Annotated in this window: 8 protein-coding genes and 1 tRNA gene; 6 read left to right on the top strand and 3 right to left on the bottom strand. The window is 62.0% G+C overall.

Annotation, left to right across the window (positions count from 1 at the left end; all coding sequences use genetic code 11):
- Window positions 1-23: 23 nt before the first annotated feature.
- Window positions 24-2,273 carry a Calx-beta domain-containing protein gene (locus WDA27_08440; GenBank protein MFA5890964.1) on the top strand — a complete coding sequence of 750 codons (2,250 nt, stop codon included), beginning with the start codon at window positions 24-26 and terminating at the stop codon, window positions 2,271-2,273.
- Window positions 2,274-2,343: 70 nt separating this feature from the next.
- Window positions 2,344-2,418, top strand: a tRNA-Val gene (locus tag WDA27_08435).
- Window positions 2,419-2,642: 224 nt separating this feature from the next.
- On the opposite strand, the gene WDA27_08430 is transcribed toward WDA27_08435, so the two are convergent.
- Together WDA27_08430 and WDA27_08425 are read right to left on the bottom strand one after the other, a co-directional pair.
- Entirely contained in the window at window positions 2,643-3,215 is a 573-nt protein-coding gene (locus tag WDA27_08430) for a DNA/RNA non-specific endonuclease (GenBank protein MFA5890963.1), read from the bottom strand.
- Window positions 3,212-3,691: a hypothetical protein gene (locus tag WDA27_08425; protein ID MFA5890962.1), complete on the bottom strand. Its 480-nt coding sequence runs from the start codon at window positions 3,689-3,691 to the stop codon at window positions 3,212-3,214. The genes WDA27_08430 and WDA27_08425 overlap by 4 nt, the downstream gene beginning before the upstream one ends.
- 160 nt (window positions 3,692-3,851) lie before the next feature.
- Between WDA27_08425 and WDA27_08420 the strand changes: the two genes are divergently transcribed.
- Genes WDA27_08420 through WDA27_08405 form a run of 4 tightly spaced genes read left to right on the top strand, consistent with a single transcriptional unit; the run spans window position 3,852 to window position 12,586 of the window.
- Entirely contained in the window at window positions 3,852-6,533 is a 2,682-nt protein-coding gene (locus tag WDA27_08420) for a type I restriction-modification enzyme R subunit C-terminal domain-containing protein (protein ID MFA5890961.1), read from the top strand.
- Window positions 6,530-7,990 (top strand): N-6 DNA methylase, encoded by a 1,461-nt coding sequence (locus WDA27_08415; GenBank protein ID MFA5890960.1) that lies wholly within the window; start codon window positions 6,530-6,532, stop codon window positions 7,988-7,990. Before WDA27_08420 ends, WDA27_08415 begins: the two co-directional genes overlap by 4 nt.
- Window positions 7,987-9,303, top strand: a complete 1,317-nt coding sequence (locus tag WDA27_08410; protein MFA5890959.1) for a restriction endonuclease subunit S — start codon at window positions 7,987-7,989, stop codon at window positions 9,301-9,303. Before WDA27_08415 ends, WDA27_08410 begins: the two co-directional genes overlap by 4 nt.
- 10 nt (window positions 9,304-9,313) lie before the next feature.
- Complete coding sequence (locus WDA27_08405; protein ID MFA5890958.1) at window positions 9,314-12,586, top strand: DEAD/DEAH box helicase family protein; 3,273 nt, start codon at window positions 9,314-9,316, stop codon at window positions 12,584-12,586.
- Between the two features lie 29 nt (window positions 12,587-12,615).
- Here the strand turns inward: WDA27_08405 and WDA27_08400 are convergent, their stop codons facing one another.
- Window positions 12,616-12,837 carry a hypothetical protein gene (locus WDA27_08400; GenBank protein ID MFA5890957.1) on the bottom strand — a complete coding sequence of 74 codons (222 nt, stop codon included), beginning with the start codon at window positions 12,835-12,837 and terminating at the stop codon, window positions 12,616-12,618.
- Window positions 12,838-12,895: the final 58 nt, after the last annotated feature.

The raw sequence follows: 12,895 nt of genomic DNA, 5'->3' as shown, positions 1-12,895 counted from the left end.
CGACGGCCGCCGGAGAGAGGCTTATGCGTCAGGGATACCTCGTTCCCGACCAGTCCGCGTACGAACGCGCAAAGGCTGCGGCGGACTCAGAGAGCAGACCCGGTTCACCTCGGGCGCCCGTGACATCGGGTCGGAAGTCGGCGTCGGTCTCGGCGGGGGCCGAGGGGATCTACGATTCGACGCATGCGCCGTCGGACTCGACCGGTGCGATCGGCAGGACGCGGTACGTGGAGTTCGTGAACACGAAGTACGCGATCTACGATCGCGCGGATCTGTCTACCCCGCTGGACTCCGGGCTCCTGACTGATCTGGCCGATCGATCCGGATCCATGGTGTCCGATCCGCAGGTGATTTGGGACCCGGATACCTCGCGCTTCTACTACGTCATCTTGGACCTGTCCGCGGCGGGCGGGGGAGGTTCGTCGAACTACTTGCTGGTCGGGTTCAGCACGACAGACTCGCCGAACACGGCGGCCGACTGGTGCTCGTGGGTCGCGTTCGACTTCGAACTGGACCTGCCGGACTACCCAAAGCTGGGGGACACCAAGGACTTCCTGCTGATCGGCGCCAACACCTTCGACGAGACTGATACGTTTCTGGAAGCGGACCTCGCATGGTTGAAGAAGCCGAGTGCCGGGGTGACCTGTGAAGCGGCCGGGACGCCGACCGGTGGGGTCGAGGCGCTGTTTGACTCGGACGGCGGCACGTCGGCGTGGACTCCGGTCCCGGCGAACCAGACCGACGCAAGCTCGCAGGGGTGGGTCGTAGCCACCCCGAACCAGGATCCTCCCCCCGGTTTGATTGATCTCTTCTCCGTGACTCGGGCTTCCGACGGGACGGCAGACATCCAGACGGTCGCCACGCCTATCGCGGTGGCGTCGTACTCGGCGCCCGTCGATGCTCCACAAGCCGGATCTTTGGAGGTTCTCGACACGCTCGACGGACGCCTGACCCAGGCTGTGTCAGCGGTGAATCCAAGTCGCGGGTGCGCGACCGTGTCGTTGTGGACGCAGCACACGATTGATGGAGGAGCGGGCGCGCGCGTGCGATGGTACGAGTTGGATCCGGTCGGGGCGGGCGTGTTCCAATCGGGGACGATCTCGGATTCCGCTTTGTACGTCTACAACGGGGCCGTGGCTCCCGACCGAGCGGTGAACGGTTCGGAGCGTTCCTTTGGGGATGGCATGGTGGTCGGGTTCAACACGTCCTCGGCGACGGAGTACGTGGCGATTCAGATGGCATCGAAGGTCGGGGACGAGCCGATTTCCAGCTGGACCGTGATCAAGCAATCGACTGGGTCCAACGATGATTTCGGCTGCGCCGTGGTCGATCCGTGCCGCTGGGGGGACTACTCGGGTGCGACGCCGGACCCCGTTGCCGATCCGGCGCGCGCGCACGGATCGGTCTGGCTCACCAACACCTGGGTCGAGGCTACCGTGGGGACGTCGGTGTCGGATTGGCGGACGTGGAATTGGGAAGCTGCGATCGACGGCACTGCGGCGCCACTGGTGCTGTTCCAGCCGGCCTCGTACGTGGTCGGAGAGCGCGGCCGGAGTGTCCCGGTGCAGGTGGTCCGCACCGGTCCCACCGCTGGGGACGTTACTGTCGACGTCGCGGCGATTGGGGGAACGGCGACGGTGGGGAGCGACTTCGGAAACCCAGCCACGACGCTGACCTTCCCCGACGGCGGCACGACCGCGCAGACCGTCACCATGACGATCATTGATGACGGGTATCAAGAGCCGGCCGAGACCATTTGGCTGGAACTCCAGAACCTCGCCGGTGGCGCGGCGCTCGGCTGTGCCTCCACTGCGAAGGTCATGATTAAGGCCAGCGATCAGAGGCCCGATAACCAGATTCGGATTCCCGGCAAGGGGTTCATCGGAAACAACGTGTACAGCACCGACGGCAGTCGCCAGACTCTGACCGTCTCGGGCAGGCGCGGCCGGACGCAGGTCTTTTGGATTCGCATCCAGAACGACGGGAACTATCGCAACAGGTTCACCGTGCGGGCGTACACAGGTGGATCTTCCGGGTACCGGGTTCGCTTCTACTACTACACGACGTCGGTAGGAGTGACCCAGTCGGTCACAGCCGGCACGTACTCGACCGGCATGTTGACTCCGGGGCAGGCGAGAATCCTACGGTTGGAGGTTACGCCGGGGTCGGGGGCCGGGGTCGGAACGGCCAAGTCGGTGCTCGTTCGAACGACCTGGTCCGGAGACGTGACACGGATGGATGCGGTGAAGGCGGTACTGAAGACGACTGCTTGATTCGGCGCTTTTCCTGTTCGCGGCCCACGGAACTGCGGACGGGAGGCGCGCTATACTCGCGGAGCCTTTCGGGCGCGTAGCTCAGCGGGAGAGCGCTTCGTTCACACCGAAGAGGTCACAGGTTCGATCCCTGTCGCGCCCACCAAAGCTGTCCACCAAAGCGCCCACCAAAGTGTGTCGTGCTTCGGGTGATGCTTGACAGACACACGGTACGTTCTTGTCTCGACCTAGCCCCGGAGGGACAGGCCGAGCGTCCAGGTTCCGAAGGGGACGTGGAGGGTTCCGGCCGCATTCGGCATCCGCTCTCAGACGAACCCAAGCCGACGCCCAAGGCAAAGAACAAGGTGGCGCGGGACTGCCGCGCTTCGGTTACGACTCGCCGTTCGCAAACCTTTCGATCCACCAGCCGCCCGACTCCCGCACGCCCACGTCAAAGGCGGTCGGTCTATCGGAGTCGTCGTCATAGAGCGAGCGAATGAAGTACGGGGTTCCCGGGTGTTGCGCGCAGTGGCGTTCCATCGCCCGGAACTTCTTGCCCTCCGGCGTTCGACCCGTGTTTAGGCCGCTATCCATCTTGGTCAGGTTGATGTCGTACCCGCCACCTGATGCATGCGCGATCAGGTGACCTTTGTGGTCATCCGCACGCACCGAACGAGGGTGGCTACGCATGCGGGCGCGGTCGCGCTGCGCTGGCGCCAGGGCGCTCTTTCCCCACGCCGCCACGACTCGGTCGGCGATGGTCGCGTCGGGGTCGGGTGCCGAGAGATGGAACAGGTAAGACCATGAGTCCAGGTCGACGACGAGAAGATTCGCGCCGGGGACCTCTTCGCGATAGCGCGCGGCCCACTCATGGAGAACCTGTTCCCACCCGGGCGGGTCGTCAGCGAGGAGTGTTGCGTATGCGATCTCAGACGCGCGGTCCGTCATAGAACTCACTTTCACCGACGCTTCTTCGCTGAGGCATCGAGGAGAGTTTGACGGCGAGCTGCCGATACGCGTTTGATCGACTCGCTCACCACGCCTTCTGCAGGAGTCCCTTCCGCCGTCACGACAGCGATGAAACCGCTTATTGCTTCGAGAAGTTCGTCTGCCGCGTCAAGGACAACCGCCTCCGGCTTCAGCATTGCCAGGTCCGAGCGTGCCTCCGCGATAAGCCGCATGCTTTGGCGCTGCAGGCGCCGCATTTCCGGGACGCCGATAAGGTGATACCAGATACTCTTGCGGAACACCCCGCTCCCATGAACCCCAAGGTCTCCGATCAGCACAGCGCTTCGGCGTTGAACGGGTAACTGAGTGCTGGCGCCGATCGCGACTTGCCGTCGCACGGAGCGCCGGCGCTCAACGATGCCAGCGAGCAGCACCGCACTCGCTCCGATGAGCGCGCCAGCGATGCCGTCCGAGACAGTGATGCCGAGCACAAGCGTCACCGTATCTCCAGGGCGGGACACTGGGCGTGCTCTTGTAGACGAACGGGTGTTCGAGTAACCTCGGTGGCAAACCATCTGCAAGCGTCCTCGATGTCCTCATAAGCCTCTATTCTCTCTTTGCGCATGGCGATGGTCATTGACGAGGAACTGCATGACCCCTGAATCTGAACGTGAGACAAGGAAACGACGAATCGACCCGCAGCTTGCGGCTGCCGGCTGGCGGGTCGTGCCGTTCTCGTCGGATCCCTGGCTGCCCTCATACGGAAACGCTGCCGCTGTAGAGGAGTTCGAGACCGGGGCAGGTCCGGCCGACTACGCCCTCCTCGATGACGGAAGGATCATCGGGGTCGCGGAGGCCAAGAAGCTGACCGCGGGTCCCCAGGGCGTGCTCACTCAAGCTGAGCGCTACTCCCGGGGTCTTCATCAGGAGCCGCGCCACCAGGGCGAGTTCGGTGTGCCGTTCTTGTATTCCACGAACGGCGAGCGGATCATGTTTCACGACGTACGCCGCGAACTGAATCGCTCGCGCGACGTGAGCGCCTTTCATTCACGCGACGCCCTTAACGAGATGCTCGGGCGTGATTTCGATGCTGATTTCTCCAAGCTGAAAGCTCTACCCATGCACGGCCTCATGCGGCCGTACCAGATCGAAGCCAGCGAAGCGATCGAGGGGTCGGTCGCTCGCGGCGATCGGAAACTCCTCGTAACGATGGCAACCGGCACGGGCAAGACCCTGATGACCGTGCACGAGGTCTATCGCCTCATGAAATCAGGGGTTGCGCGCCGGGTCCTCTTCCTGGTCGACCGCAAGTCGTTGGCTGCGCAGACGGTGCGGGCGTTCAAGAGCTTCGAGCCAGAGCCGGGCAAGAAGTTCGACAGTCTGTACGAGGTCTACTCGCAGCGTTTCCAGCGCGAGGATTTCGGGGACGACGACAAGTTCGATGTGACGGTCCTCCCGAAGACGCATCTGACCGCCCCGAAACCAGGCTCGGCGTTCGTGTATGTCTGCACGATCCAGCGCATGACGATCAACTTGTTCGGCCGCGGCGCCGTGTTCACGGACGAGGAAGGGATCGAGGACGACGCCGAGCAACTCGACATCCCGATCCACGCCTTCGACCTCATCGTCGCTGACGAGTGCCATCGCGGTTACTCATCGCGCGAGGCGGGAACGTGGCGGAAGACCCTGGACCACTTCGATGCGATCAAGGTTGGGCTGACGGCGACGCCCGCGCAGCACACCATGGCCTACTTCGAGAAGCTGGTCTACAGGTATGACTACGAGCGTGCGGTACGAGAAGGCTTCCTCGTTGACTACGACGTCGTGCGCCTCAGATCGGACGTTCGGATGAACGGGGTCTTCCTCCAGGAGGGGGAGGCCATCGACAACATCGACACCGAATCGGGCCAACAGCAGTTCGACTACCTCGAGGATGAGCGCGTCTTCGACACGACGGAGATCGAACGCAACATCACGGCACCAGACTCGAACCGCCGGATCCTCGAAGAGATCAAGCGGTACTGCGATGAGCATGAAGCCGAGCACAAGCGCTTCCCCAAGACGCTGATCTTCGCCGTGAACGATCTGCCGCACACATCGCACGCCGACCAACTCGTGAAGCAGGCTCGCGAGGTCTTCGGTCGCGGGGAGTCGTTCGTCGCCAAGATCACCGGCCGCGCTGATCGCCCCTTGCAGCGCATCCGCGAGTTCCGCAACAGACCGAAGCCCATGATCGTCGTGTCGGTGGACATGCTGACGACCGGCGTAGACATCCCCGATCTGGAGTTCATCGTGTTCCTGCGTCCCGTCCGCTCGCGGATCCTCTTCGAGCAGATGCTCGGCCGTGGTACGCGCCTCGGGGACAAGTACAAGGACAAGGCCAACTTCGTGGTCTTCGACTGCTTCGATGGCACCCTGCTCGAATACTTCCGCAACACGACGGACATCACCGCAGAGCCACCTCCGTCAGACACGAAGACGATCGGCGAGGTCATCGATGACGTCTGGGCGAACCGCGACCGTGAGTACAGCATCAATCGGCTCGTGAAACGGCTGCAGCGCATCGACAAGCAGATGGCGGGCGAAGCTCGGGAAGCCTTCGAAGCCTACGTCCCCGACGGTGATCTCGGGGGTTACGCGGCCACGCTAAAGGCCCGCCTTCGGGATTCGTTCACCGACGCGATGAAGCTCCTGCGCGATGAGGGGTTCCAGGATCTGCTCGCCAACTACAAGCGTCCGGCGCGGACCTTCGTCGTCGCGCACACCGTGACCGACACCGTCGAGTCGGGATGGCTCATCCGTGGTGGAGACGGCCAGGAGTACAAGCCCGAGGACTACCTGCAAGCCTTCGAACGGTTCGTTCGCGACAACGGAACGCACATCGAAGCCCTGCAGATCCTGCTCTCTCGCCCCCAGGACTGGAGTACCGAGGCGCTCAAGGAACTGCGTGAAACGCTGACGAAGGCTCCTCAGCGCTTCACCGAAGCGAACCTCCGCAAGGCGTTCGAAGCGAAGCATCACAAGGCGCTGATCGACATCATCTCCATGGTCAAGAGCGCGACCGTCGAGGGTTCGCCGCTGCTCACCGCCGAGGAACGCGTGAGCGCCGCGGTCGCGGCCATCGGGAGCAGCCGCACGCTGACCGACGACCAAGCCAAGTGGATGGAATACATCCGCCAGCATCTGATCCAGAACCTCACCATCGACCGCGACGACTTCGACAACGTGCCGATCCTCGCGAACCGCGGTGGCTGGGGCCGCGCAGACAGCGTCTTCGGCGGTCAACTCTCCGAACTGCTCGCCGCCGTCAATAAGGAGCTCGTAGCCGCATGAGTACAGACGTCGTCGGCAAGATCTGGGGCTTCTGCCACACACTTCGTCACGACGGGGTGAACTACGGCGACTACATCGAGCAGATCACCTATCTGCTCTTCCTCAAGATGGCGGATGAGCGGAGCATCAACCTTCCCAGCTACAAGACGCTCGACGACCACACCAACAAGGCAATCGAGATCGCCTGCGACTGGCCGACACTCGACAAGTACAGCGGTAGCGATCTCGTTGACCACTATGACAAGGTGCTCGCTGAGCTTGGCAAGCAACCCGGGATCCTGGGCGACATCTTCTCCGGCTCGCAGGCCAAGATCCGCAAACCCACCAGCCTGAAGCGGCTCGTCGGCCTCATCGACGAGACGGACTGGACATCTCTCGACGTGGACGTCAAGGCCGCAGTCTTCGAGGGCCTGCTGGAGAAGGCGGCGAGCGAGGGCAAGAAGGGCGCAGGGCAGTTCTTCACGCCCCGACTCCTCATCCAGACGATGGTTCGATGCATCAAGCCGGACCCGCGCGTTTCCAAGACCTTCGCGATCGACGACCCCGCCGTTGGTACGGGCGGGTTTCTCGTCGCTGCCTACGAGTGGCTGCTCAAGGAGACCGGCGGAGCGTTCGAGCGCGACGTGGCGAAGCGCATCCGTACCACCACCTACTTCGGCCAAGAGATCGACGAGCGGCCACGTCGCCTCGCGCTCATGAACCTGTACCTCCACCAAGTCGAGCCGCGCATCAGCAACACCGACTCGATCTACGAAGCGCCGCCAGCCCAGCGATACGACGTCGTCCTCACGAACCCGCCTTTCGGCACCAGAGGCGCGAACCAGGCGCCGGACCGCGAGGACTTCGTCGTCTCGTCAAGCAACAAGCAGTTGAACTTCCTGCAGCACGTTCTCACCATCCTCAAGCCTGGCGGTCGAGCGGCAGTCGTTGTTCCTGACAATGTGCTCTTCGCGAGCCAGGCGGGCGAGATCTTCGAAGTGCTGATGGAGGACTGCGACCTGCACACCGTTGTTCGGCTGCCCCGCGGAACCTTCAGTCCATACACCGAGGGCACGAAGACCAACGTGCTCTTCTTCACCAAGGGCAAGCCCACCGAGAGCACCTGGATCTACGACGGACGGTCCAACGTTCCGAAGATCACGAAGAAGAGCCGCCCGCTCACCGCAGACCACTTCGCCGAGTTCGAGAAATGCTACGGGGACGATCCCAACGGCCTCAGCAGGCGCAGCGAGAAGGATTCGAAGGATGGTCGCTGGCGCGCGTTCGCAATCGATGAGGTGAAGGCCCGTCACTACAAGCTCGACGCCTTCAAATGGATCCGGGACGAGGAGCAGGACGACCCTGATGATCTGCCCGAGCCGGAAGAGCTGATCACAGAGGCGATGGAGGAGCTCCGGTTGGCGCTCGATGAACTCGGCGACATGCAACGCCTAATCGAAGGTGACGGTACCAAGTGACGGAGAGCACTCTGTCCGACATGAGTCTTGCCGAACTTCTTGAGGGAGGGCTCTTCATCGACGGTGACTGGATTGAAAGCAAGGATCAAGACCCCCAAGGAGAAGTTCGCCTGATTCAGCTTGCGGATGTAGGCGATGGAGTGTTCCGCGATCGGTCATCGCGCTTCCTCACGATGGCAAAGGCGCGGGAGCTTCGCTGCACGTTCCTAGAGCCCGGCGACATCCTTGTGGCACGCATGCCGGAGCCGCTCGGTCGGGCGTGCATCTTTCCTGGGCTCGGGCGCCCGGCCGTCACCGCGGTCGATGTCTGCATCCTTAGGCCGCTTCAAGACCGCGCACGACCCGAATGGCTGGTGAAGGCCATCAATGCCCCGGCATTCCGAGCGGCAATGCAGGAGTTTGTTCGAGGGACTACTCGGCAGCGCATCTCGCGAAGGAACCTCGGCACGCTTCGACTCCAAGTGCCGCCCATCGACGAGCAGGCCGCAATCGCCCACTGGCTCGATGGAGTCGAGATCAAGAGGATCTCTGCCGTTGGGCATGTTGTTGCCGCGAGAAGAGCTGCGGCGAGGACGAGTCTCGCCATACTCGCGGCCGCTTGCTCCGGACGCCTTACAGTCGACTGGCGAGAAGCTCATGCAATTCCAAAACGACTCGACCTCGTCGACCGCAGGGATGAGGTCGCGGACAGTGACGGGATCCCCGAGGAGTGGGTGCAAGCAACGATCGGAGATGTTGGTCATGTGCAGCTCGGAGGGACTCCTTCCCGGAAGGTTCCGTCCTACTGGTTGGGTCATGTTCCGTGGGTGAGCTCAGGGGAGGTTGCGAATTGTCGCATCCAACGAACTCGTGAGTTCATATCTGAAGCCGGCCTTGCCAACAGCAGTGCGAAGGTCTATCCGGTAGGCACGGTGTTGATCGCGATGATTGGCGAAGGAAAGACCCGCGGCCAGGCAGCGATACTTGATATCGAAGCGTCTACCAACCAAAACGCGGCAGGGATCATCGCGAATCACCACTACATCGACCCGGAATATCTCTGGCGCTGGGCACTCGCCCAGTACGAAGTGACCCGTGCTGTCGGGCGCGGAGGCAACCAGCCAGCACTTAACAAACAGAAGGTTCGCGACCTTACGATTGCGGTTCCACCTTTGGAGGAGCAAGCCGAGATTGTTCGGCGCGTCGATAGCATTCTGGCACGAGCCGCCAAGGTGATGGAGAGAGTCGAGACTGCATCGCGTCGCGTCGAGCACAGCTCGCAGGCGGTCCTCGCCAAGACCTTCCGGGGCGAGCTGTTGCCTGCGAACGGTTGAGGTCCCACCTGTGAAGGCCCATTTGCCTGCCGTCTTTGCCGTCGACAAGTCGGTCCTCAGGAATCCCCTTCGGCAGCTGAGCGAGGAGGACCAGATAGTCGAGGGCAAACTGTCCCCGTGGTCGCAAGAGCGATCCAAGGGTTACATGTTTCGTCCGGACGGCGACGGCGATCCCGTGCTCATCGTCAACAGCGGGAGCGTCCCTGAAGGGCACCAGCGGGTTCTCAAGGCCAAGGCCGACGCCGGTGGACCAAGGCTGGACCTGTCGCAATCCAAGTGGATTAGGCATCCCCAGCTTCCTGCGGTGAACGATCCGGTCGTCGACCTTGGCGCTCTCGGAGAAGGCGTCGTCAAGTCTTGGGCGGGGGCGTTCAGCTACGCGATGGAGGGCCCCGATGTTGTCGGCCTGCGACCCCCTCAGGTCGGTGCCATTCACGCGATCCACGCGCACTGGACGGTTTCGGAAGGTGTGGCCACGATCGTCATGCCAACGGGCACCGGCAAGACCGAAGTCATGCTCTCGATATTGGTCTCCAGGCCGTGCTCGAAGGTCTTGGTCGTCGTTCCGACGGATGCTCTTCGCAAGCAGATCGTCGGCAAGTTCTTGACCCTGGGAGTCTTGAAATCCAAGGGCTCAACCATACTTGCGGCGCAGGCCTTGCGACCGATCGTGTGCTCGCTAGAGCACATCCCCCGAACGGTGGAAGAGGTTGACGAGATATTCGGCGCAGCGAACGTGGTCGTGACGACGAGTTCGGTAGCGGGCGCTGCAACTGAGGAGGTTCAACAAAGGATGGCGTCCTTGACGCCGTATCTCTTCGTTGATGAAGCGCATCATGTTGAAGCTCCCACCTGGAGCGAGTTCAAGCAGCGATTCGATGCCTGTCGTGTGCTTCAGTTCACGGCCACGCCCTTCCGCGAGGACGGGAAACCCCTCGACGGCTCAATCATCTTCAAGTACCCGTTGCGGAAGGCTCAGGAGGAGAATTACTTCACCAAGATCAGATTCGAGAGGGTGGTTGAGTTCAACCGGAAGCGCGCAGATGCTGCGATCGCGAAGAGAGCCATCGAAGTCCTTCGAGCCGAGAAGGACAAGGGCCACATCCTGATGGCCCGCGTCGCGAGCGTTGCGCGCGCGAAGGAAGTGTTCGAACTCTACAAGCCACACGAGGAATTCAAGCCTGTGGAACTGCATACGGGCATCAAGTCCAGCCGAGCCCGTGAGGAAGCGCGCCAGGCGATAGTCAGTGGAGAATCCAGGATCGTCGTTTGTGTCGACATGCTGGGGGAGGGCTTCGACCTTCCCGAACTGAAGATCGCAGCGTTTCACGACATCCGGAAGACGCTTGCGGTGACCTTGCAGCTCGCCGGTCGGTTCACCCGAACGCGGCCCGATCTCGGCGAGGCGACCTTTATCGCCAACACAGCCGACTTGGATGTGCAGGATGAGCTGAGGAAGCTATACGCGCGCGATCCCGATTGGAATGTGCTGCTTCCCGAGATGAGCGAACGGCTGATCGGCGAGCAACTTTCGCTGCAAGAGTTTCTGAGCGGGTTCACGGCGTTCGCTGATGAGGTGCCCTTGCGCAGCGTAAGGCCAGCGCTGAGTACCGTTGTCTATCGGACTGACAGCGATGCATGGACACCGGAGAACTTTGCCCAAGGGATACCTGGCCTGTCCAGTTGCGAGCAGGTGCACCACGCGGTCAACGAGGCCGCTCACACTCTCGTGGTGGTGACCGCGCGGCGCGTTGCGCTTCCCTGGACCGATGTCGAGGCACTCTACGGGTGGCAGTGGGAACTATACGTCGCGATCTGGTCGCCAGAACAGAAGCTCCTCTATGTCAACGGGTCAACCAACGCCGGGAACTACAAGGCTCTTGCCGACGCCCTTGTGGAAGACGCGAGACTGATCGATGGACAGGTCGTGTTCCGTGCGTTCTCCGGAGTCAAACGGCTCCAGCTCCAGAATGTCGGGTTGAGCGAGATGCTTGGGCGCAACATCCGCTACACGGGTCGGATGGGTGGGAACGTTGGAGGGGCGCTCAGCGAGACTCAGCGGCGGCGGACTCGTAAGTCGGTGCTCGCGGGCAGCGGCTATGAAGGGGGAAGCAAGACCACTGTGGGCGCGTCGAGGAAGGGCCGTATTTGGTCGCATCGGCGTGATCGCGTAAACGAACTCAGCGATTGGTGCCAGGAGATCGGTGCCAAGCTGCTTGATGAATCGATCGACGCGGATGAGGTCTTGCGGGGGACACTCGAGGCTAAGCCCATCTCGGAACGGCCAAGCAAGATGCCCATCGTTATCGACTGGCCTGAAGAGGTATACACATCGCCGGAGTCTCAGTGGTGGGTAATCGTTGACGGCGAAGAGCACATGATCGACGAGGTCGAGATCGAGCTTTCGACTCCGACAATGGATGGTGCACTGGGCTTCGCCGTCCTTACCGAGGGCGCGCGAGTCGAGTGTGAGCTGGAACTCTTCGAGGACGACGAGAATCCCGATTACAGGTTCAAGAATCTCAGCGGGCAGAAGCTCCAGATCAGAAAGGGCGAGCGCACGGAGCCGACCGACGGTGTCGCATTCTTCAACGAGAACCCTCCCGTGATTTGGTTCCATGACGGATCGTGCCTGGAGGGAAGCCAGTACATCGAACTGAAACATCTGCCTCCGGCGTTCGCGGCGGACCGGATAGAGGCCTGGACGTGGGAAGTGGATATCACGAAGGAATCACAGGGCCCGGACAAGCAAACGAATACCGTCCAGGCGCAAGTCATTGCCCACCTTCGATCCCAGGATTACACGCTCGTCTTTGACGACGATGCTCGGGGTGAAGCCGCTGACGTGGTTGCGGTTCGACTAGTGCAAGAGGACGACATCCCGAAGGCCATCGAGGTTGATTTCTTTCACCTCAAGTTCTCGTCCGCCAGCACGGCCGGAGGTCGCGTCGGGGATCTCTACGAGGTGTGCGGGCAAGCGCAGAAGAGTATCGGGTGGATGAACGATGAGCGAAAGACCGACCTGTTCACGCATCTGCTCCGGAGAGAGGCCCGCAGGAGGGAGGAGGGTCTTGCGTCTCGAATCGAAGTTGGCGACGAAGAAACCTTGCATACGCTCCGAGAGGTGAGTCGCCTGTGTCCCGTGCGTCTGAGTATGTGCATCGTTCAACCCGGCCTCTCGAAGGAGAGGGTTTCGGGAGATCAGCTTACGCTGTTGGGTGTAACAGAAGATCACCTGATGGACACGTTCCAGATTCCGCTGAGGGTCGTCGGAAGTGACTGACCCTGCGTGGGCATCCACATGAGGACTCGCTAGCGGAGTAATCCAAGGCCCGTGCGTGGATCTTCCTCGCCGCGTCGCTGGACGTCGATTCCGTGGCGATGGAGAAGCTCAGCCGCATCGAGTTCCGCTGAGAAGAGCTGCTCCATCGCCGCACCGTAAGCCTCGCGTTGCTCAAGCGGCCACAACGTGTTGAGGTGTTCCCAGGCCGCGCGGGCGTGCGTCCAAATCTCAAGAGCTTGCCTAGCGTCCATGATGAGCGACCATCCCGGAATCGGATACCTGAGCCCGGCGGGCCCTAGCCCGGGTTTC

This window comes from Actinomycetota bacterium, from assembly GCA_041658565.1.
Classification (GTDB): Bacteria; Actinomycetota; AC-67; order AC-67; family AC-67; genus JBAZZY01.
The sequence above is the reverse complement of the archived record's forward strand: the minus strand, read 5'-3'. Positions and strand labels throughout refer to the sequence as shown.

Bases quoted from the DNA above. Each gene is read 5' to 3' on its own strand.
- WDA27_08440 (MFA5890964.1), top strand. From the start codon at position 24: ATGCGTCAGGGATACCTCGTTCCCGACCAGTCCGCGTACGAACGCGCA.
- WDA27_08420 (MFA5890961.1), top strand. From the start codon at position 3,852: ATGACCCCTGAATCTGAACGTGAGACAAGGAAACGACGAATCGACCCG.
- WDA27_08415 (MFA5890960.1), top strand. From the start codon at position 6,530: ATGAGTACAGACGTCGTCGGCAAGATCTGGGGCTTCTGCCACACACTT.
- WDA27_08400 (MFA5890957.1), bottom strand. From the start codon at position 12,837: ATGGACGCTAGGCAAGCTCTTGAGATTTGGACGCACGCCCGCGCGGCC.